20 protein-coding genes and 2 tRNA genes are annotated in these 19,561 nt (G+C 64.8%); 4 read left to right on the top strand and 18 right to left on the bottom strand.

Features of this window, described 5'->3' with window-relative positions:
* Positions 1-24: 24 nt before the first annotated feature.
* The 11 genes from rpoB to rlmB all read right to left on the bottom strand — a co-directional run bounded on the left by rpoB (position 25) and on the right by rlmB (position 9,958).
* The gene (rpoB, locus tag EG885_RS11275) at positions 25-4,170 is read right to left on the bottom strand and encodes a DNA-directed RNA polymerase subunit beta (RefSeq protein ID WP_131574577.1); all 4,146 of its coding nucleotides are present in this window, start codon (positions 4,168-4,170) and stop codon (positions 25-27) included.
* Positions 4,171-4,399: 229 nt separating this feature from the next.
* Entirely contained in the window at positions 4,400-4,771 is a 372-nt protein-coding gene (gene rplL / locus EG885_RS11270) for a 50S ribosomal protein L7/L12 (RefSeq protein ID WP_131574576.1), read from the bottom strand.
* 65 nt (positions 4,772-4,836) lie between these two features.
* The gene (gene rplJ, locus EG885_RS11265; RefSeq protein WP_131574575.1) at positions 4,837-5,352 is read right to left on the bottom strand and encodes a 50S ribosomal protein L10; all 516 of its coding nucleotides are present in this window, start codon (positions 5,350-5,352) and stop codon (positions 4,837-4,839) included.
* Between the two features lie 237 nt (positions 5,353-5,589).
* Positions 5,590-6,285, bottom strand: coding sequence for a 50S ribosomal protein L1 (gene rplA / locus EG885_RS11260; RefSeq protein ID WP_131574574.1), 696 nt, complete (start codon positions 6,283-6,285; stop codon positions 5,590-5,592).
* A 2-nt stretch (positions 6,286-6,287) separates the two neighbouring features.
* Positions 6,288-6,740 (bottom strand): 50S ribosomal protein L11, encoded by a 453-nt coding sequence (gene rplK / locus EG885_RS11255; RefSeq protein ID WP_131574573.1) that lies wholly within the window; start codon positions 6,738-6,740, stop codon positions 6,288-6,290.
* A gap of 73 nt (positions 6,741-6,813) precedes the next feature.
* Entirely contained in the window at positions 6,814-7,350 is a 537-nt protein-coding gene (gene nusG, locus EG885_RS11250) for a transcription termination/antitermination protein NusG (RefSeq protein ID WP_131574572.1), read from the bottom strand.
* Between the two features lie 174 nt (positions 7,351-7,524).
* On the bottom strand, positions 7,525-7,719 hold the full coding sequence (gene secE / locus EG885_RS11245) for a preprotein translocase subunit SecE (RefSeq protein WP_131574571.1): 195 nt from the start codon (positions 7,717-7,719) through the stop codon (positions 7,525-7,527).
* Positions 7,720-7,850: 131 nt separating this feature from the next.
* Positions 7,851-7,926 (bottom strand) — tRNA-Trp (locus EG885_RS11240).
* Positions 7,927-8,027: 101 nt separating this feature from the next.
* Positions 8,028-8,459, bottom strand: coding sequence for a CoA-binding protein (locus EG885_RS11235; protein WP_131574570.1), 432 nt, complete (start codon positions 8,457-8,459; stop codon positions 8,028-8,030).
* Positions 8,460-8,657: 198 nt separating this feature from the next.
* Positions 8,658-9,065 carry a YHS domain-containing (seleno)protein gene (locus tag EG885_RS11230; RefSeq protein WP_131574569.1) on the bottom strand — a complete coding sequence of 136 codons (408 nt, stop codon included), beginning with the start codon at positions 9,063-9,065 and terminating at the stop codon, positions 8,658-8,660.
* Between the two features lie 89 nt (positions 9,066-9,154).
* Positions 9,155-9,958, bottom strand: coding sequence for a 23S rRNA (guanosine(2251)-2'-O)-methyltransferase RlmB (rlmB, locus tag EG885_RS11225; protein ID WP_131574568.1), 804 nt, complete (start codon positions 9,956-9,958; stop codon positions 9,155-9,157).
* Between the two features lie 124 nt (positions 9,959-10,082).
* On the opposite strand from rlmB, the gene EG885_RS11220 reads away from it, so the two are divergent.
* Together EG885_RS11220 and EG885_RS11215 are read left to right on the top strand one after the other, a co-directional pair.
* Positions 10,083-10,166 (top strand) — tRNA-Tyr (locus EG885_RS11220).
* A 170-nt stretch (positions 10,167-10,336) separates the two neighbouring features.
* Positions 10,337-11,338 (top strand): hypothetical protein, encoded by a 1,002-nt coding sequence (locus tag EG885_RS11215; protein WP_131574567.1) that lies wholly within the window; start codon positions 10,337-10,339, stop codon positions 11,336-11,338.
* Between the two features lie 87 nt (positions 11,339-11,425).
* Here EG885_RS11215 and EG885_RS11210 read toward each other — a convergent pair whose 3' ends face one another.
* Together EG885_RS11210 and ileS are read right to left on the bottom strand one after the other, a co-directional pair.
* On the bottom strand, positions 11,426-11,686 hold the full coding sequence (locus EG885_RS11210) for a DUF3253 domain-containing protein (protein ID WP_131574566.1): 261 nt from the start codon (positions 11,684-11,686) through the stop codon (positions 11,426-11,428).
* Complete coding sequence (gene ileS / locus EG885_RS11205) at positions 11,683-14,736, bottom strand: isoleucine--tRNA ligase (RefSeq protein WP_131574565.1); 3,054 nt, start codon at positions 14,734-14,736, stop codon at positions 11,683-11,685. Before ileS ends, EG885_RS11210 begins: the two co-directional genes overlap by 4 nt.
* Positions 14,737-14,954: 218 nt before the next feature.
* On the opposite strand from ileS, the gene EG885_RS11200 reads away from it, so the two are divergent.
* Positions 14,955-15,782: a DUF6635 family protein gene (locus tag EG885_RS11200; RefSeq protein WP_131574564.1), complete on the top strand. Its 828-nt coding sequence runs from the start codon at positions 14,955-14,957 to the stop codon at positions 15,780-15,782.
* On the opposite strand, the gene queF is transcribed toward EG885_RS11200, so the two are convergent.
* Entirely contained in the window at positions 15,779-16,240 is a 462-nt protein-coding gene (queF, locus tag EG885_RS11195; RefSeq protein ID WP_131574563.1) for a preQ(1) synthase, read from the bottom strand. The genes EG885_RS11200 and queF overlap by 4 nt on opposite strands.
* A 103-nt stretch (positions 16,241-16,343) precedes the next feature.
* On the opposite strand from queF, the gene EG885_RS11190 reads away from it, so the two are divergent.
* Positions 16,344-16,742, top strand: a complete 399-nt coding sequence (locus EG885_RS11190; protein WP_131574562.1) for a group III truncated hemoglobin — start codon at positions 16,344-16,346, stop codon at positions 16,740-16,742.
* A gap of 48 nt (positions 16,743-16,790) precedes the next feature.
* Here the strand turns inward: EG885_RS11190 and EG885_RS11185 are convergent, their stop codons facing one another.
* From EG885_RS11185 to ispH, 4 genes are all read right to left on the bottom strand, one after another.
* Positions 16,791-17,429 carry a trimeric intracellular cation channel family protein gene (locus EG885_RS11185; RefSeq protein WP_131574561.1) on the bottom strand — a complete coding sequence of 213 codons (639 nt, stop codon included), beginning with the start codon at positions 17,427-17,429 and terminating at the stop codon, positions 16,791-16,793.
* The gene (rnhA, locus tag EG885_RS11180) at positions 17,426-17,875 is read right to left on the bottom strand and encodes a ribonuclease HI (protein ID WP_131574560.1); all 450 of its coding nucleotides are present in this window, start codon (positions 17,873-17,875) and stop codon (positions 17,426-17,428) included. The genes EG885_RS11185 and rnhA overlap by 4 nt, the downstream gene beginning before the upstream one ends.
* Positions 17,868-18,473: a glutathione S-transferase family protein gene (locus EG885_RS11175; protein WP_131574559.1), complete on the bottom strand. Its 606-nt coding sequence runs from the start codon at positions 18,471-18,473 to the stop codon at positions 17,868-17,870. Before EG885_RS11175 ends, rnhA begins: the two co-directional genes overlap by 8 nt.
* 125 nt (positions 18,474-18,598) lie before the next feature.
* Positions 18,599-19,555, bottom strand: a complete 957-nt coding sequence (gene ispH / locus EG885_RS11170) for a 4-hydroxy-3-methylbut-2-enyl diphosphate reductase (protein ID WP_131574558.1) — start codon at positions 19,553-19,555, stop codon at positions 18,599-18,601.
* Positions 19,556-19,561 lie beyond the last annotated feature (6 nt).

The raw sequence follows: 19,561 nt of genomic DNA, 5'->3' as shown, positions 1-19,561 counted from the left end.
AAGGCGAAGGGAGGGCTTGCGCCCTCACTCCTCCTCTTCCGCATCCAGGAGTTCCATGTTGAGGCCCAGACCCCGGACCTCCTTGACCAGCACGTTGAACGATTCCGGCACACCAGCCTCGAAGTTGTCCTCGCCCTTGACGATGGACTCGTAGACCTTGGTGCGGCCGGCCACGTCATCGGACTTGACGGTCAGCATTTCCTGCAACGTATAGGCGGCGCCATAGGCTTCCAGCGCCCAGACCTCCATCTCGCCAAGACGCTGGCCACCGAACTGGGCCTTACCACCCAGAGGCTGCTGCGTGACAAGGCTGTACGGACCGGTCGAACGGGCGTGCATCTTGTCATCGACAAGGTGGTGCAGCTTGAGGACGTATTTCATCCCCACGGTGACCTTGCGGGCGAACTGTTCGCCCGAACGGCCATCGAACACCACCGACTGCCCCGAGGTGTCGAACCCGGCACGCGTCAGCGCATCGTTCACGTCAGCCTCTTTCGCACCGTCGAAGACCGGCGTGGCGATCGGGACGCCCGTGCGCACCATGTCGGCGTGCTCGCACAGGATCGCGTCTTCCATGCCTTCGAACGTGTCGGCATACATCTCGTCGCCATAGCCGATGCGCATCGCCTCGCGGACCGGGGTCATGTCGCCATTGCGGCGATAATCTTCCAGCGCCTCGTCGATCTTCAGACCCAGTGCACGGCTGGCCCAACCCATATGGGTTTCCAAAATCTGACCCACGTTCATGCGCGACGGCACGCCCAACGGGTTCAGAACCAGATCGACGGGGGTGCCATCCGCCAGGAACGGCATGTCCTCCATCGGGACAACCTTGGACACGACGCCCTTGTTGCCGTGACGACCGGCCATCTTGTCGCCTGCCTGCAGCTTGCGCTTTACGGCAACGAACACCTTGACCATCTTCATAACGCCCGGCGGCAGATCGTCGCCCTGACGGACCTTCTCGACCTTGTCCTCGAAGCGGGCATCCAGCAGCTTTTTCTGAGTGTCGTATTGCTGGTTCAGCGCCTCGACATCCTTGGCCACATCCTCTTCGCCGACGGCAAAGTGCCACCACATGCCACGGCTCATCGTGCCCAGCAGGTCTTCGGTGATCTCGCTGCCCGAACGGATCCCCTTGGGGCCTTTCAGCGCGGTCTTGCCGGTGATCAGGGTCTTGAGCCGCGAATAGATGTTGCGGTCCAGAATGGCCTGTTCATCGTCACGGTCGCGCGACAGACGCTCGACCTCTTCGCGCTCGATCTGCAGCGCGCGTTCGTCCTTGTCCACACCGTGGCGGTTGAACACGCGAACCTCGACGATCGTGCCATAGGCGCCGGGCGGCAGACGCAGGGACGTGTCGCGCACGTCGCTGGCCTTTTCACCAAAGATGGCGCGCAACAGCTTTTCTTCCGGCGTCATCGGGCTTTCGCCCTTGGGGGTGATCTTGCCCACAAGGATGTCGCCCGGCCCGCATTCGGCACCGATATAGACGATGCCGGCTTCATCCAGATTGCGCAGGGCTTCTTCGCCCACGTTCGGGATGTCGCGGGTGATCTCTTCCGGGCCCAGTTTCGTGTCGCGGGCCGCAACCTCGTATTCGTCGATATGGATCGAGGTGAACACGTCGTCGCGGTGGATCCGCTCACTGATCAGGATCGAGTCCTCATAGTTGTAGCCGTTCCACGGCATGAACGCGACGACCACGTTCCGACCGATGGCCAGCTCACCCTGATCGGTCGAGGGACCGTCGGCGATGACCTGATTGGCGACGACCTTTTCACCCACCTTGACCAGCGGACGCTGGTTGATGGTCGAGGACTGGTTCGAACGCTTGAACTTGCGCAGACGATAGATGTCCACGCCCGCATCGCCCGCACCCAGATCTTCGGTCGCGCGCACAACGATCCGCTGTGCATCGACCTGATCGATGATGCCGCTGCGACGCGCCATGATCGCGGCGCCCGAATCGCGGGCCACGGTCGCTTCCATGCCGGTGCCGACAAACGGCGCCTCGGCCCGCAGCAGCGGAACCGCCTGACGCTGCATGTTCGAACCCATCAGGGCGCGGTTGGCGTCGTCGTTTTCAAGGAACGGGATCAGCGCCGCGGCGACCGAGACCAGCTGCTTGGGCGACACGTCGATCAGATCGATCGCATCCACCGGGTTCAGCATGAAATCGCCCGACTGGCGGGTGCTGATCAGTTCATCGACGAACTTGCCGTTGGCATCCAGCGTCGCGTTGGCCTGCGCCACGGTGTGACGCATTTCCTCGGTCGCGGACATATAGACCACGTCGTCGGTCACATGGCCGTCGATCACCTTGCGGTAAGGCGTTTCGATAAAGCCGTACTTGTTGACCCGCGCAAAGGTGGCAAGGCTGTTGATCAGACCGATGTTCTGACCTTCCGGCGTTTCGATCGGGCACATCCGGCCATAGTGGGTCGGGTGAACGTCGCGAACCTCAAAGCCTGCACGCTCGCGCGTCAGACCGCCCGGCCCAAGGGCCGACAGGCGACGCTTGTGCGTCACTTCGGACAGCGGGTTGGTCTGGTCCATGAACTGCGACAGCTGGCTGGAGCCGAAGAATTCACGCACCGCCGCCGCTGCGGGTTTGGCGTTGATCAGATCCTGCGGCATGACCGTGTCGATCTCGACGCCCGACATGCGTTCGCGGATCGCCCGCTCCATGCGCAGCAGGCCGACGCGGTACTGGTTTTCCATCAGCTCGCCGACGGACCGGACACGGCGGTTGCCCAGGTGGTCGATGTCGTCGATCTCGCCCTTGCCGTCGCGCAGTTCCACCAGCCCGCGGATGCAGGACACGATGTCTTCGTGGCGCAGCGTGCGTTGGGTGTCGGGCGCGTCCAGGTTCAGACGCATGTTCATCTTGACCCGGCCCACGGCGGACAGATCATAACGCTCGCTGTCGAAGAACAGCGAGTTGAACAGGTTCGACGCGGCCTCGACGGTGGGCGGCTCGCCCGGGCGCATGACGCGATAGATGTCCATCAGCGCGCCTTCGCGGCCAAGGTTCTTGTCGGCAGCCATGGTGTTGCGGATATAGGGGCCGACATTGACATGGTCGATGTCCAGCACCGGAACATCGGTGATGTCATTGTCCAGCAGCACCTTCAGAAGGCCGCCCGACATCTCGCCCTGCTTGTCGTATTCCGCCGTGATCTCGTCGCCCGCTTCGGCAAAGATGAAGCCGGTCTCGTCGTTGACGATGTCCTTGGCAACAAAACGACCCACGATCCGCTCGAACGGAACATACAGGTTCAGCTGTTCTTCCGAATCGACCAGTTTCTTGACCAGACGCGGGGTGACCTTTTCGCCCGCCTTGCTGATGATCTCGCCGGTTTCGGCGTTCACCAGATCAAAGGCCGGACGGGTGCCGCGCACGCGCTCGGGGAAGAACCGCGTGACCCAGCCCTGCTCGCGCCCCTCGCGGCGCAGGGTATAGGTGACGGTCTCATAGAACTTGTCCATGATCGCTTCCTGATCCATGCCGAGGGCATAGAGCAGCGTCGTCACCGGCAGTTTGCGGCGGCGGTCGATGCGCGCGAACACCAGATCCTTGGCGTCGAATTCGAAATCCAGCCACGAGCCGCGATAGGGAATGATGCGGCAGGCGAACAGCAGCTTGCCCGAGCTGTGCGTCTTGCCACGGTCATGGTCGAAGAACACGCCGGGCGAACGGTGCATCTGCGACACGACCACGCGTTCGGTGCCGTTCACGATGAACGTGCCGTTCGTCGTCATCAGGGGCATGTCGCCCATGAAGACGTCCTGTTCCTTGATGTCCTTGACGGATTTCGCCCCGGTGTTTTCGTCGACATCGAACACGATCAGACGCAGGGTGACCTTCAGCGGCGCGGCATAGGTCATGTCGCGCTGCTGGCACTCGTCCACGTCGTATTTGGGCTTTTCCAGCTCGTATTTGACGAATTCCAGCGTGGCCGTCTCGTTGAAGTCCTTGATCGGGAACACCGACTGGAAGACGCCCTGGATGCCGTCGCCATCGTTGTGACCGCTTCCCTCGCCCGAGTTCAGGAACAGATCATAGGAAGATTTCTGAACCTCGATCAGGTTCGGCATCTCCAGAACTTCACGGATGTTGCCATAATAGCGGCGGATCCGCTTTTGGCCGACATAAGCTTGCGCCATGGGGTCTTGTCACCTTTCGTCTTCGCGCGCGTCCGGGTCGGGGCCCCCGGAACGCACCTACGAATGCAGGGGTGAGGTTCCATTCGTGCCACGCGTCCCACCGCGCGGCTCCCGAACCTCGAACATGCCCTGAAGGATTGTCCGTGCCCGGACTGCCCTTCAAGACAGGTTCGGCAGGGACCGGGAAACCCCGGACCCTGCCTCAATCATCAAACGATCCGGGGATCGATTACTTCAGCTCGACCTTGGCACCAGCCGCTTCGAGTTTCTTCTTCACTTCTTCGGCATCAGCCTTGGAAGCGCCTTCTTTGACTTTGCCGCCAGCTTCGACCAGATCCTTGGCTTCTTTCAGGCCCAGACCGGTGATGCCGCGAACTTCTTTGATCACGTTGATCTTGTTCGGGCCGGCTTCGGTCAGGACGACGTCGAATTCGGTTTTCTCTTCGACGGCTTCGGCAGCAGCGGCCGGGCCAGCCATCATGACGGCGCCACCGGCTGCCGGCTCGATGCCGTATTCGTCCTTCAGGATCGTTTTCAGTTCCTGAGCTTCCAGCAGGGTCAGGCCCACGATGTCTTCGGCAAGTTTCTTCAGATCAGCCATTTTTCCGTTCTTTCCAGTTAATGTTCCAACGTCGGGTGTTCAACCACGAGTCAGGAATAGGTTGCTTACGCAGCCTCACGTTCCTCAAGGGTCGTAAGAATGCTCGCGATGTTCGAAGCAGGCGCACCAATGGCACCGGCGATGTTGGAAGCAGGCGCACCAAGGCACGACACGATCTGAGCAATCAGCTCATCACGCGACGGCATCAGGGCGACGGCTTTCACACCGGCCGGATCCAAGGCCGCGTCACCCATCGCACCACCCAGGATCACGAAGCGCTCGTTATCCTTGGCGTACTTGTCGGCGATCCGCGCAGCAGCGGTGGGATCCTCCGAATAGGCAATCACGGTCATGCCCGTCAGATAGTCGGCGATGCTTGCGCAAGGCTTTCCCTCCAGGGCGATCTTGGCGAGCTTGTTCTTGGCAACGCGAACGGAACCACCGGCATCGCGCATGCGCGCGCGGAGGTCCTGCATATGTGCAACCGTCATCCCCTCGTAGTGGGCAACCACAACGACGCCAGAGCTTTCGAAGATCTGGCCGAGTTCGTCGACCAGCTGTTCTTTCTGTGCTCTATCCACGGTTTCACTCCAAGTTGGGGGTTTCCCCCCGCTCTCACTTTTCCCGGTCTCGAACGGGACCGGGTCGGGTCCGTTAGGGCAAGATCACCCGAGGGTCGGAACCTTCGGAAAAACGCTTCCCCATCTCAGGAAGGCAATTAAGCAAGGTTTCCCCCGCACCCTCCGTCTCGGACAGGACAGGGCCGCGTGCGGCCCCGCCATCCCCCATCCCTCTCAGGATGGGGAAATTCTGTGGTCTCAGTTGGCGGTTGCCGAAACAACATCCACCGACACGCCCGGACCCATGGTCGAGCTGATCGAGACCTTTTTCATGTAGGTGCCCTTGGCACCCGCCGGCTTGGCGCGGCTGACCGCGTCCACGAAGGCGCGCAGGTTCTGGATCAGCTTGTCCTCGTCGAACGAGACCTTGCCGATGCCTGCATGAACCACGCCGGCCTTCTCGGCCTTGAACTGGACTTCGCCACCCTTGGCTGCTTCGACGGCCGATTTCACGTCCATCGTCACGGTGCCGACCTTGGGGTTCGGCATCAGGTTGCGCGGGCCCAGGATCTTGCCCAAGCGACCGACCAGCGGCATCATGTCCGGCGTTGCGATGCAACGGTCGAACTCGATCTTGCCGGACTGGATGGTTTCCATCAGGTCTTCGGCGCCGACGATATCCGCACCGGCGGCCTTGGCTTCATCAGCCTTGGGGCCACGGGCGAACACGGCGACGCGAACGTCCTTGCCGGTGCCTGCGGGCAGCGTGACCACGCCGCGGACCATCTGGTCTGCGTGACGCGGATCGACGCCAAGGTTCAGCGCGATTTCGACGGTCTCGTCGAACTTGGCGGTGGCCTGCGACTTGACCAGCTTGATCGCGTCTTCGACGGTCAGGTTGGACTTGCCTTCAAAGGCTGCGCGCGCGGCGGTCTTTTTCTTGGAATGTGCCATGATCAGCCCCTCACCTCGATACCGACCGAACGGGCCGAGCCGACGATGATCTTCATCGCGGCTTCGATGTCATTGGCCGAAAGATCCGGCATCTTGGCTTCGGCGATTTCGCGGATCTGCTTGACCGTCACGGAACCGGCATTCGCACGGCCCGGCTTGTCCGAACCCTTGGCGCGGTTGCGCTTGCCAACGGGCTTCAGACCAGCGGCCTTCTTCAGCAGGAACGACGCCGGGGGCGTCTTCGTGACGAAGGTGAACGACTTGTCGGCATAATAGGTGATGACGACGGGCACCGGGGAACCGGGCTCCATCTCTTGCGTCTTGGCGTTGAATTCTTTGCAGAACGCCATGATGTTCACGCCGCGCTGACCCAGAGCCGGGCCAACGGGGGGCGACGGGTTCGCTTGGCCCGCCTTGATCTGCAGCTTCAGGCTGCCAACAACTTTCTTGGCCATCTGGCCTTCTCCTTATCATCAGGCCCGCAAGCAGGCCGATTTAGCGGTGCGGCTCATCGCCTCCCGCAACACCTCACGAGGTCTTGGAGACCTGCGTGAATTCCAGTTCGACCGGCGTCGGCCGGCCAAAGATCGACACGGTGACCTTCACGCGCGACGAAATCTCGTCCACTTCCTCGACCATCCCCGAGAACCCCTCGAATGGGCCATCGGTCACGCTGACCTTTTCGCCCACATCAAAGCGGATCAGGTTGCGCGGCGCCGCAGGCACCCCGTCACCCGAACGGTTCAGCATCGTGTTCACCTCGTCGTCGCGCATGGGCATCGGCTTGCCCTGCGCGCCCAGAAAGCCGGTGACGCGGTTGATCGAGTTGACCAGATGATAGGTGCGGTCGGACATTTCCATGTGAACCAGCACATATCCCGGCATGAAGCGACGTTCGGACGTCACCTTCTTGCCGCGACGGATCTCGATCACTTCCTCGGTGGGCACCAGGACCTCATCGATATGCTCTTCCAGACCCTTCTCGGCGACGGACTGGCGAATCGCCTCGGCGACCTTCTTTTCGAAGTTCGACAGGACGCTGACCGAATACCAACGCTTTGCCATGTCTGGATCGACCCCTGCTCATCTTATATCGGGAATCACGCGAAGCCGCGCCAACCCTTTGAATTCCATGATGTCCGAAAAAATCGAAATCGGCGCGCACGACAAAACGCTGCACGCCGCCTTCCGGACAGTCGGGGGCAAATACCGCCCCCGGCCGGCAATTGCAAGCCCCGATCAGCCGCTGATCAGGCGCAGCCCCTGTGTCAGACCGGTGCGGATCGCCAGATCCACAAGGAAAAAGAACAGGCTGGTGATCGAGGCAAAGATCAGCACCATGATCGTGGTGGTGATGACTTCGCGCCGGGTCGGCCAGGTGATCTTGGCAGCCTCGGCGCGGACCTGATTGATGAATTGGACGGGATTGGCCACGGCGGGCTCCTTGGGCAAGTGCTGGCGCGGGTCTATCGGGACCGGCGCGGCTTATCAACCCTGAACGGCTGATCCCTGAAAGCCGGAAGGTGCCCTTGGGAGGGAGTGACGGCAGATCCGGTGGACGGACCTGGCAGGGGCAGGGGGACTCGAACCCACGACCCTCGGTTTTGGAGACCGATGCTCTACCAACTGAGCTATACCCCTGAGGTCGGGGCCTGATTAGAACCCGCCCGCGCGCCCGTCAAGCAGATAACGGGGCGCCCCTGCCCCGGTCTGCACGATACCGGCCCGCACGATACCGGCGCTTACAGAAACCGGGGAAACTCGATCTTGGGGCAGCGGTCCTGAATGACCGACACGCCCCGCGCCCGGGCCCGATCTGCGGCGGCATCGTCGCGCACGCCAAGCTGGGTCCAGATCACCTGCAGATCGGGCAGTTCCGCCAGCGCCTGATCGACGATCGCCGCCACCGCGTCCGACCGCCGAAAGACATCGACCATCTGCACCCCGGCATCCTTGGGAATCGCCGCCAGATCGGCATAGACCGTCTCGCCCAGAATCGTATGGCCTGCCTGCCCCGGATTGACCGGGATCACGCGCATGCCGCAGGCCTGAAGATAGCGCGCCACGCCCCAACTGGGCCGGTCCTCGTTGGGCGACAGGCCGACCATCGCCACGACCTTTGTCGTCCGGGCGATCCGTTCGATGTCGTGATCTTCGTCCGTGTGGATGTCCATTCCCGCCCCCTCCGGCCTGCACCACCAGAAAGGCAGGCTTACATAGAAAAGGCGCCCGGTCCATCATATGGCCGGGCGCAAGTCGCGGAACGAGGGACAGTGATCTGAACATGACCGTTCCGTGGTCATGTCCTCTGAGTTAAATGGGCATCATCGCCGAAAGTTCCAGCCGGATCGCAGATTTGTGATTCGATGGTTTCAGCGGCGCCGCCAGATCTGACGCGCCTCATCGATGATCTCTTGCGGGCGGGTTTTCAGCTGGCGTTCGGCGGCATCCGATTCCAGCAGATACAGCCGCCCGCCCACCACCGCGAAATGCCGGGGATCGCCGGGCTGGGGGTGGCCCTCGGTGATCGAGATCGGGCACATCCCGTCCAGCGCAGGGGCATAGCTGCGGGGATCGGCCTCGAACCTTGCGCGGTTCTCTTCCGAGGCAAAATGCCACAGCCGCCCTTTCCACATGGTCGAGATGTCGCTGCGCCCCGGCACGGCACGGCCCGCCGCCGTATAGCCCACCGCGTCGAACCCGCCCACGGCCCAGTCCTGCGCCGCTGCCGGAAGGGCAGAGGCCAGTGACATGATCAGGGCGAGGCACAGGGGGCGCATGGCGATCCGCGAATGAGGGTCCGGTCTTCTTGACAGCAGGCGGGGAAAATCTCAACGCGGCAGGCGGAACCGTCGCAGGGTTGTGATGGTCACGCACGTCCCGCCGCATAAAGTGCCACCGCTGCCGCGTTCGACACGTTCAGTGACCCGAAATCGGCCGCAAAGGGAACGCGCGCGACGTGATCGCAGGTCTTCATCGTCAGTTCGCGCATGCCCGGCCCCTCGGCGCCCAGCACCAGGCAGATGGCCCGCCCCGACAGATCGCCCATCAGATCGGGCAGCGATTCGGTGCCGGTGCCGTCCAGACCGACCAGAATGAAGCCCATGCTCTTCAGCTGGGTCAGCGCCTCGGCCAGATTGGGCACTCGCAGATAGGGCTGACGTTCCAACGCGCCCGACGCGGTCTTGGCCAGCGCCCCGGTCTCGGGTGCGGAATGGCGCGAGGGGGCGATGACCGCCCGCGCGCCGAACACCTCGGCCGAGCGCAGGATCGCGCCGACATTATGCGGGTCGGTCACCCGGTCCAGCGCGACCAGCAGGGGGCGCGTCTCGCCCGGGGCCTCGCGCAGGGCGACCTCGGACAGGCTGCCCCATTTCAGCGGCTTGACCTCCAGCGCGGCACCCTGATGGACGCTCTCGGTGGCCAGCCCCACGGTCTTGTCGAAAATCCGCGGATCGGTGATCTCGGGTTCCATGCCGTGCAGATCGCCAAGGCGCGTCACCGCATTCTGCGTCACCACCAGCCGCAGCTTCTCGCGCACGGGATTGGCCAGCGCGTCGCGCACGGCATGCAGACCGAACAGCCAGACGGTTTCAGCGGCGGCGGCGCGGCGGGCGCGTTCCTTGTCGATGACCCATGTGGGCTTCTTGGCGTTTCCGGGCCTGTCGGTCATGCGCGGTCTCCTGTCCTGTCCGGTTCTTCTGTGCGCGGGATGGACGGTTGGCGCAAGCCCCGGAAATCCGCTTGACGCCCCCCGACGGGGCCGCTAATCACCCCCCACGCCGAAAGCGATCGGCGGGCGACGTGCTGCAAGGTGCGGCAGCGGACTGTAACTCCGCCGGGGAGACCCACGCCTGGTTCGATTCCAGGGTCGCCCACCATTTCCCCCCTCTTTCAGACCGTTTTCACCCGGCTGCCCATGACTTGGGCGAGCGCCAGGCGCCCATGCCTCCTGCGGTTGAAGAAAATGCAGCGTGTGATCCGGCGGGGGTTTTGCTGGCCTGGTGCGGGGGTTAGGCTGACCATCAAGTCAAGAGTTTCGGGGGCACCGGTGTCAGTCCAAATCAATACCCAACCCAATCTGCTGATCGTCGCCCAGTCCGGCAGGCTGGAATACGAGGCGGTCATCTTCATGGCCAGCCTGCGCGCGCATGCGCCGGACTGGACGGGCCGGGTGATCGTCGCCGAGCCCATGCCCGAGGGCGCATGGGCCGGGCATGACACGCGCATCTCGGACCCCTGCCGCGAGATCCTGACCCAGTTGGGGGCCGAGATCACTCCCTTTGTCGCCCGCCATTTCGGCGCCGCCTATCCGCAGGGCAACAAAATCGAGGCGCTGGCCCTGCTGCCCGCGAACGAACCCTTCGTGTTTTTCGACACCGACACGCTGATCTGCGGACCGCTGGATCGGGTCGGCTTCGATACGGCGCACCCTTCCGCCTCGATGCAGCGCGAGGGGACATGGCCGCTGCCGCCGCTTTACGGGCCGGGCTATGGCGGGATCTGGAAATCGATCTTTGACCGCTTTGACGTGCCCTTCGAGGATACGCTGGATCTGAGCCAGCCGGACGAGCATTGGGAACGCTATCTGTATTTCAACGCGGGCTGGTTCTTTGGCGCCGATCCGACCGAATTCGGACAGCGGTTTCTGGACTGGGCGCTGGCCCTGCGCAACGACCCCCACGAGGCGCTGGCCAGCCAGGTGCTGGAGCCGTGGCTGGATCAGGCGGTGCTGCCGGTGGTCATCCGGTCCTTTGGCGGTGGGCGCCCGGGGCCGGAACTGGTCGGTCTGGATGGCGATATGACCTGTCATTATCGCAAGCTGCCGCTGCTTTACGCCCAGCATTCCGACGCCGCGATCGCCGCGCTGGAAAGCGCCGTGGCCCCCAACCGGATCAAAAAGGTGCTGCGCCTGTGGGAACCGGCGCGCAAGCTGGTCTATCAGGAAAAGGGCCGTGACAAGGTCCGCCCGATATTCGCCGGCATCCCCGGTGGCGCGCCCGAACGGATGATCCGCAACCAGTTGAAGTCCAAAGGCTGGTGGCTGGTCTAGATCCGCCGCACCCGGGCCTCTGCCTGTTCTCGGGCAGAGGCAGGGAAACCGGGGACGCTCGGGCCTCCCGCCCGGCAGCCCCCTCGGTCAACTGCCATCATCCGGCGCCGACAGCCGGATGGGGCCGCGCGGGTCGGGGCCTGCGGGCTTGCCATTCTGGGTGATGCGCACAAGGCCCTCGGCGGCCAGTGCCAGGGCGTGCTGCCGCAAGGGCGTCATCAGCGTCCGCCAGTCTTCCCCCCGATCGCCACGCAGATCGCGGGCAATCTGGCTGGGACAGCAGGTGGTGCCGGGACGAAGACGACCGATCTGCGCAAGGATCGCCTTGCGCAGATCGGCCTCGGTCATCCCTGAACCGTGCTGGCCTGCACCGTGCTGGCCTGCACCGTCTTGGCCAGCACCGTGTCGCAGCGCGCGCAGACGCCCGGATGGCTGTGGGTGCCGACATCGGGCAGGATCTTCCAGCAGCGCTGGCATTTCGCACCCTCGGCGGTCTCGAACACCACGCCGATGCCCGGCGCCTCGGCCATGCGAAAGGCCTCGGATGGGGCCGGATCGCGGGTCAGCGCCAGATCCGAGGTGATGCAGATATCGGCGAAGGTGACCGATTTCAGCGCCGCCAGCATCTCGGCATTCTCGACATGGACAACAGGCGCGGCCTCGAGGCTGGCACCGATGGTCTTGTCGGTCCGCTTGACCTCCAGCGCCGCCGTGACGACGCGGCGGGCGCGGCGCACATGATCCCATTTCGCGGCCAGAGGCTCGTTCAGCCAATCGGCGGGCGTGGCGGGGAAGTCCTGCAGATGCACGCTGTCATCGTCGGACGGGAAACGCGACAGCCAGACATCCTCCATCGTGAAGGGCAGGATCGGGGCCAGCCATGTCACCAGCCGGTGATGCAGCATGTCCAGCACCGTCCGCGCGGCCCGGCGGCGCAGGCTGTCGGCTGCATCGCAATACAGCGCGTCCTTGCGGATATCGAAGTAGAAGGCCGACAGATCCAGCGTGCAGAACTGGAACAGGGTCTGGAACACCCCCTGGAAATCGAACTGGTCATAGCCCTTGCGGACCTGATGATCCAGCTGGGCCAGCCGGTGCAGCACCCATTGCTCCAGCTCGGGCATGTCCTCTACGGCCACCCGCTCGGCCTCGTCAAACCCGTGCAGCGCGCCCAGCAGAAAGCGCAGCGTGTTGCGCAGCCGGCGATAGCTGTCGGCGGTGCCTTTCAGGATCTCGGGGCCGATGCGCTGGTCGGCGGTGTAATCGGCCTGCGCGACCCACAGGCGCAGGATATCGGCGCCATATTGTTCGATCACCTTGGCGGGCACGATGGTATTGCCCAACGATTTGGACATCTTCATGCCCTTTTCGTCCAGCGTGAACCCATGCGTGACCACGTTGCGATAGGGCGCGCGGCCCCGCGTGGCGCTGGCCTGCAACAGCGACGATTGGAACCAGCCGCGATGCTGGTCGGTGCCCTCCAGATAGACATCCGCGATCCCGTCGGGCGCCCCATCCGCGCGGTCGCGCAGCACGAAAGCATGGGTCGAGCCGGAATCGAACCACACGTCCAGCACGTCGGTCACCTTGTCATAGGCGTCCGGGTCGGCGATGCCGTCCAGCATCTGCGCCTTGAAGTCGGGATGATACCAGACATCGGCGCCGTCCGTCTCGAACGCGGCGGTGATGCGGTCGTTCACGCGGGCATCGCGCAGCAGGAAATCGGCATCGGTGGGCTTGGCGCCGCGCTTGACGAAACAGGTCAGCGGCACGCCCCAGGCCCGCTGGCGCGACAGAACCCAATCGGGCCGGTTCTCGACCATGGAATGGATGCGGTTGCGGCCCGATTGCGGCCACCATGTGACCAGCTTGTCCACCGAGGCCAGCGCGCGCGCGCGGATCGTGTCGCCATACTGGCCCATCCCGTCGTCCAGCACCTTGTCGATGGCGGCGAACCATTGCGGCGTGTTGCGATAGATCAGCGGCGCCTTGGACCGCCAGCTGTGCGGATAGCTGTGCTTGACCTTGCCCTTGGCCAGCAAAGCGCCCGCCCAGGCCAGCTGCTTGATGACGCTGACATTGGCCGGGCCGTCCTTGCCGTCCGGCGCGATGATCGCCTGACCGCCGAAGATCGGCAGATCCTTGCGATAGCTGCCATCCGGTTCGACATTATAGGTCATCGGCAGCTTGAAGCGCAGGCCCAGCTGATAGTCGTCATCGCCATGGCTGGGCGCGGTATGAACGAACCCCGTCCCCGCCTCGTCCGTGACGTGATCGCCGGGCAGCATGGGAACGTCATAGTCCCACTCGCCTTCGGCCCCGTCGATGGCGCGGAAGGGGTGGGACAGCACCAGCCCCTCAAGATCGGCGGCAGTCACATCGGACAGGCGGGTGAACTCGGTCACCTTGGCCTGCGCCATCACGCCCTCGGCCAGCGCATCGGCCATGACCAACCGCTCGCCCGGCTCGGCGGTCGCGCCTTCGGCGGCCCCGACGACCTGATAAAGCCCATAGGCGATCGAGGGATTGAAGGCGACGGCACGGTTCTGCGGGATGGTCCAAGGGGTCGTGGTCCAGATCACGACCTTGGCGTTTTGGTTCTGAAGATCTTTACGCCGGGCGTAACTTTCTGAAATGGACTCCATCGTGTCCAGATTTTCATCTTTCCCGCCACGCAGCCCGTAGGCATCGCGCGAGACAGAGGCGATGCCAAACCGCACCCAGATCGTATGGCTGGTATGGTCGTGATACTCGACCTCGGCCTCGGCCAGCGCGGTCTTTTCGACCGGCGACCACATCACGGGCTTGGATCCCTGATACAGTGACCCGTTCATCAGCAGCTTCATGAACTCGGCGGCGATCACCGCCTCGGCATGGTAATCCATCGTCAGATAGGGGCGGTCCCATGCGCCGGTGATGCCCATGCGTTCGAATTCGTCGCGCTGGATGGCCACCCATTCCTGCGCAAAACGGCGGCATTCCTGACGGAATTCGACCATGTCGACCGCGTCCTTGTCGCGGCCCTCCTGACGGTATTTCTCTTCGATCTTCCATTCGATCGGCAGGCCGTGGCAATCCCAGCCCGGCACATAGCGCGCATCGCGGCCCATCATCTGATGGCTGCGCACGACGATATCCTTGATGGTCTTGTTCAGCGCGTGACCGATATGCAGATGCCCGTTCGCATAGGGCGGGCCGTCATGCAGCACGAAGGGGGCGCGGGCCCCGTCCGCCGCCGCGGCCTTGTCGCGCAGCCGGTCATAGATGCCGATCCGCGCCCACCGGGCCAGCCAGTCCGGTTCCCGCTGCGGCAGGCCGGCGCGCATGGGAAAATCGGTCTGGGGCAGAAAGACGGTGTCGCGGTAATCGGGGGTGTCAGAGCTGGTGGGCGCAGCCATCGGGGCATTCCTTTGAAAGACGTTCGGACAAGTCTGACCCGGCAGCGCGAAACCTCACGCCACCGGGCTGCTAATTCGGAATGCGAACGCCGGGAAATCCATCCGCCTTCTATAGAAAGCGCGGCTTGGGGCTGCAAGCGCCGAAGGTTTCGCGCTAGGCTGTCCCGGCCCGCCAAGGCCCGCCATACCCAAGGCCCGCCATACCCAAGGAACGGCCCATGCAGCCCGCCCCCCTTCGCACCCGCCTGTCCCGCCGGGACGCCGCCCTGCACCGCTTTGCCGCGCGCCGCTATGGGCTGCGGGGCACGCTCGCGCTGCACCGCCATGCGCTTGGGCTGGATCTGCTGCGCGCACCAGTGAACGTCATGCTGGCCCCGGTCGCGCTGCTGATGCAGTTGGCGGGCTGGGCGCTGGCGCGGCTTGGCGGGGGACGCGCCGGGGCGTGGCTGCGGGGCTGCCGGGTCTTTCTGCAATCCGACGTGGCCACCCGGATCGAGGCCGATCTGACCGCGCTGGTGGCCGATCTGCAGGCACAGGGCCTTGGCCCCGACGCAGCCCCCGACCGCATCGCCCGCGCGCTCGGCAGCCATGCCGAGACCCGCAATGCGGTGGCCGAGATCACCACCTCGCTGATCGTGCTGGTCCTTGGGGTCGCGCTGTTTCACCGCGCGACGCCGGGCATGATCTCGCTGGCAGGACCGATGGCCCAGATGCGCGCGCATGGGGCGGCGGTGCGCGATTTCGCCCTGGGCGACACGCTTGGCCGGGCCTGGTACTGGGCCTTTCCGGTCGAGATATCGCCCCTTTATATCCTGGCGACCGGGGTGGCGCTGGCCATGGCGGGATCGCTGATCACCACATTTGCCGGGCTTCTGGCTGATCCGGTGCAGCTGTGGACCGGCATCCATCGCCGCCGCCTGTCGCGCCTGATGGCCCGGCTGGAGGCCGGGACCGACGGCGCCGCCCCCGAACCCGAACCGCTGCTGGCGCGCTTGGGCGATGTGGTGGACACGGCGCTGATCGCGATCCGATCCTGGCGCGGCTAGCCCCGGCCGCGATATCCCGGGACGCCCTGATCAGGCAACCACAACCCCGCAGGCACAACCCCGGTCTGCCAGAACACGTCGATGGGCATGCCGCCGCGCGGATACCAATAGCCGCCGATGCGCAGCCATGCGGGCGTCAGCAGATCGGCGATGCGGCGCCCGATGCCCACGGTGCAATCCTCGTGAAAGGCGCCGTGATTGCGAAAGCTGCCCAGATACAGCTTCAGCGATTTCGATTCGACCAGCCAGTCGCCGGGCACATAATCGATCACCAGATGCGCGAAATCGGGCTGGCCGGTCATCGGGCACAGGCTGGTGAATTCGGGCTGGGTAAAGCGCACCACATAGGTCTGGCCGGGCTGCGGGTTGGGCACCCGCTCCAGCACGGCCTGATCGGGATGGGTGGGCAGGGGCGTGTCCTTGCCAAGCTGGGTCAGGCTGTCGGTGTAATGGCTCATCTCTGGCTCCTGTTTTGACCGGGTGGGCTGCGACCGGGCCTGCCCCTTAGCACCGGGGCGAAACCTCTTGCAACCACGCATCCCCTGCCCCAGATGCGGATGGATGGAGCCGCGCTTTGACATCACCGAACCCCAGATCGCCCGCGTGGTCGCGGTCTTTTACGGCGCCGTGCGCCGGCACGAGGTGCTGGCCCCGATCTTCGCCGAGCATATCGGCGACTGGCCCGCGCACGAGGCGCGCATCACCGCCTTCTGGGCGGGCGCGATCCTGCACAAGGCGGGTTATAACGGCAGCCCGATGCGCGCCCATCTGTCGGCAGGCAACGTGCGGCCCGAACATTTCGAGATCTGGCTGGCGCTCTTTGACGAGGCTTTGCGCCGCACCCTGCCGCCATGGGACGCGCGGGCATGGTCGGCAATGGCCCATCGCATCGGGCAGGGCTTGCGGGCCGGCGTGCAAAACAGCGATGCAGGCCGGAACGGCCCGCCGATCCTGCGCTAACCGCGCCGCGACAATCGCTCAGCCGCGCGTGCGAGGCGGGCCTCCCTGTCAGCCGCGCGTGCGCGGCGGGCGGGGGCGATAGACCGGCAGGCTCCATCCGAACCGCAGGCTGCCCGCGCGCAGCCCCCAGACCGCCAGCGCGCAGGCCAGCAGCGCCCCGGGCCGGGCCAAGCCCAGCCAGTCCAGCGTCACCGCCACCGCCGCCCCGCCAAAGGCCGCCGTCAGATACAGCTGCCCCTGCTTCAGGACCAAAGGCACCTCATTGCCCACGACATCGCGCATCAGCCCGCCGAACGTGCCGGTCACGACGCCCATGATGATCACGATGACCGGGCCAAAGCCGCCCTCCATCGCGACGCCGACACCCGCCGCAACGGCCACGGCCAGCGCGACACTGTCCAGCCAGACCAGCCAGACATAGCGGCTTTCGAACAGATGCGCGGTCCAGAAGACGACCAGCGCCGCCACCGCCGCGATCATGACATAGGCGGGCTGGGCGACCCAGAACACCATGTCGCGCCCCAGCAACAGATCGCGCAGCGTCCCGCCGCCCACCGCCGTCAGGGCCGCCATGAAGACGAACCCCACCGGGTCCAGCTGCGCCCGGCTGGCGACCAGTGCCCCGGTCAGCGCAAAGATCAGCACGGACCCGTAATCCAGCGCGGTGACCAGCGCCTCCAGCGTCATTTGAAGGGCGCCATTCCGGCGCGGGCCAGCTCGTCGGCGCGTTCGTTCTCGGCATGGCCCGCATGGCCCTTGATCCAGCGCCATTCGACCTTGTGGGTGGCCTGCGCCGCATCCAGCCGCTGCCACAGCTCGACATTCTTGACGGGTTTGCGGTCAGCGGTCTTCCAGCCGTTGCGCTTCCAGCCATGGATCCACTGGGTGACGCCGTTCTTCACATAGGCGCTGTCGGTGACGATCACCAAACTGGTGGGACGGGTCAGCACCTCCAGCGCACTGATCGCGGCCATCAGCTCCATGCGATTGTTGGTGGTCGCCGCCTCGCCGCCGGCCAGCTCGCGTTCCTTGATGACGGCCCCGCCATCCATCGCACGCATCAGCACGCCCCAGCCCCCGGGGCCGGGATTGCCGCTGCAGGCGCCATCGGTCCAGGCGAACAGCTCAGTCATCAAGACGCACATGACCGGGCAGCGCCGCAACCCGGTCCAGCCATTCATTGACGGCGGGGAACCGATCCATCGCGAACCCGCCCCGGCGACCGGCGGTATGGGTATAGGCATAAAGGCACAGATCGGCCAGACTGACCGCCTCGCCCACCAGCCAGTCGCGGCCCGCAAGCGCGGTCTCCATCACGCCCAGCAGGGCATGACCGCGCGCCAGCAGATCCGCCAACCGTGCGGGCGTCGCATCGGCGGCGCGATGGGGATAGCTGACCAGAGCCTGCCGCACCGCGATGACCGGCTCGTGATTGTACTGCTCCCAGAACATCCAGCCCAGCATCTGCGCTCGCACAACCGGGTCCGCAGGCCAGAACGCCGTCCCTTCGCCCAGATGGCACAGGATCGCGTTCGATTCGGCCAGCACGACCCCGCCGTCCAGTTCCAGCGCGGGCACCTTGCCGAAGGGCAGCGCCCCCGCCGCCTTGGCGGCCTCCAGCCCGGCGGATCCATATTCGCAATCCACGACCTCCAGCGGGATCCCCGCCAAAGCCGCCAGCAACCGGATCTTGTAGCTGTTGCCCGACGAGGGCATCGAATAAAGCCTCATGGCCGACCTTTCATCTTGGCAAAAATATCCCGGGGGCTTCGGGGGCTGGCCCCCGGTCTTTCCTGATATCCGGCGGGCTGGCCCCCGGTCCTTCCTGATGTCCGGCGCGCTGGCCCCCGGCCTTTTCAGACCGTCTCGCGCAAGACCCGGGGCACCTTGAACTCGACCCGCTCCACCGCCGTCTCGACCAGCTCGACGCTCACCTCATAGCGGGCACGAAAGGCGTCGACGACCTCGTTGACCAGAACCTCAGGCGCGCTGGCCCCGGCGGTGACGCCGATCGACCGGATGCCCTCCAGCGCGCGCCAGTCGATCTCGGTCGCGCGCATGACCAGCTGGGCATAGGCGCAGCCCGCGCTGCGTCCGACCTCGACCAGCCGCTTGGAGTTGCTGGAATTCTCGGCCCCGATCACCAGCAGCGCATCGACATGCGGCGCGACGGCCTTGACCGAGGCCTGACGGTTGGTCGTGGCATAGCAGATATCCTCTTTCGCCGGGCCGATGATCGCGGGAAACCGCGCCTGCAGGGCCGCGACGATGCCCGCCGTGTCATCGACCGACAGGGTGGTCTGGGTGATATAGGCCAGCCGGGCCGGATCGCGGACCTGCACCGTGGCCACGTCATCCGCCGTCTCGACCAGCACGACCTCGCCCGGCGGCAACTGGCCCATCGTGCCCAGCACCTCGGGGTGGCCGGTATGGCCGATCATGATCATCTGCAGACCTGCGGCATGGTGACGCTCGGCCTCCAGATGGACCTTGCTGACCAGCGGGCAGGTCGCATCGACATAGACCATCTGGCGGCGCGCGGCCTCGGCGGGGACGGCCTTGGGCACGCCATGGGCCGAAAAGATCACGGGGCGGTCATCAGGGCAATCGTCCAGATCTTCGACAAAGACTGCGCCTTTGTCGCGCAGCTGATCCACGACGTATTTGTTGTGCACGATCTCGTGGCGGACATAGACGGGCGCGCCCCACCGGGCCAGCGCCAGCTCGACGATCTTGATGGCGCGGTCGACGCCCGCGCAAAAGCCGCGGGGCGCGGCCAGATACAGGGTCAAAGGCGGCTTTGCATGTTCCATACCCTT

The sequence above is a fragment of the Paracoccus nototheniae genome (genome assembly GCF_004335005.1).
GTDB classification, from domain to species: domain Bacteria; phylum Pseudomonadota; class Alphaproteobacteria; order Rhodobacterales; family Rhodobacteraceae; genus Paracoccus; species Paracoccus nototheniae.
The sequence above is the reverse complement of the archived record's forward strand: the minus strand, read 5'-3'. Positions and strand labels throughout refer to the sequence as shown.

Excerpts from the sequence above, each read along its gene's own strand:
- rpoB (WP_131574577.1), bottom strand. The coding sequence starts at position 4,170 with ATGGCGCAAGCTTATGTCGGCCAAAAGCGGATCCGCCGCTATTATGGC.
- rplL (WP_131574576.1), bottom strand. The coding sequence starts at position 4,771 with ATGGCTGATCTGAAGAAACTTGCCGAAGACATCGTGGGCCTGACCCTG.
- rplA (WP_131574574.1), bottom strand. The coding sequence starts at position 6,285 with ATGGCACATTCCAAGAAAAAGACCGCCGCGCGCGCAGCCTTTGAAGGC.
- rplK (WP_131574573.1), bottom strand. The coding sequence starts at position 6,740 with ATGGCCAAGAAAGTTGTTGGCAGCCTGAAGCTGCAGATCAAGGCGGGC.
- nusG (WP_131574572.1), bottom strand. The coding sequence starts at position 7,350 with ATGGCAAAGCGTTGGTATTCGGTCAGCGTCCTGTCGAACTTCGAAAAG.
- EG885_RS11235 (WP_131574570.1), bottom strand. The coding sequence starts at position 8,459 with ATGGACATCCACACGGACGAAGATCACGACATCGAACGGATCGCCCGG.
- EG885_RS11230 (WP_131574569.1), bottom strand. The coding sequence starts at position 9,065 with ATGCGCCCCCTGTGCCTCGCCCTGATCATGTCACTGGCCTCTGCCCTT.
- rlmB (WP_131574568.1), bottom strand. The coding sequence starts at position 9,958 with ATGACCGACAGGCCCGGAAACGCCAAGAAGCCCACATGGGTCATCGAC.
- EG885_RS11210 (WP_131574566.1), bottom strand. The coding sequence starts at position 11,686 with ATGACCGAGGCCGATCTGCGCAAGGCGATCCTTGCGCAGATCGGTCGT.
- ileS (WP_131574565.1), bottom strand. The coding sequence starts at position 14,736 with ATGGCTGCGCCCACCAGCTCTGACACCCCCGATTACCGCGACACCGTC.
- EG885_RS11200 (WP_131574564.1), top strand. The coding sequence starts at position 14,955 with ATGCAGCCCGCCCCCCTTCGCACCCGCCTGTCCCGCCGGGACGCCGCC.
- queF (WP_131574563.1), bottom strand. The coding sequence starts at position 16,240 with ATGAGCCATTACACCGACAGCCTGACCCAGCTTGGCAAGGACACGCCC.
- EG885_RS11190 (WP_131574562.1), top strand. The coding sequence starts at position 16,344 with ATGGAGCCGCGCTTTGACATCACCGAACCCCAGATCGCCCGCGTGGTC.
- EG885_RS11185 (WP_131574561.1), bottom strand. The coding sequence starts at position 17,429 with ATGACGCTGGAGGCGCTGGTCACCGCGCTGGATTACGGGTCCGTGCTG.
- rnhA (WP_131574560.1), bottom strand. The coding sequence starts at position 17,875 with ATGACTGAGCTGTTCGCCTGGACCGATGGCGCCTGCAGCGGCAATCCC.
- EG885_RS11175 (WP_131574559.1), bottom strand. The coding sequence starts at position 18,473 with ATGAGGCTTTATTCGATGCCCTCGTCGGGCAACAGCTACAAGATCCGG.
- ispH (WP_131574558.1), bottom strand. The coding sequence starts at position 19,555 with ATGGAACATGCAAAGCCGCCTTTGACCCTGTATCTGGCCGCGCCCCGC.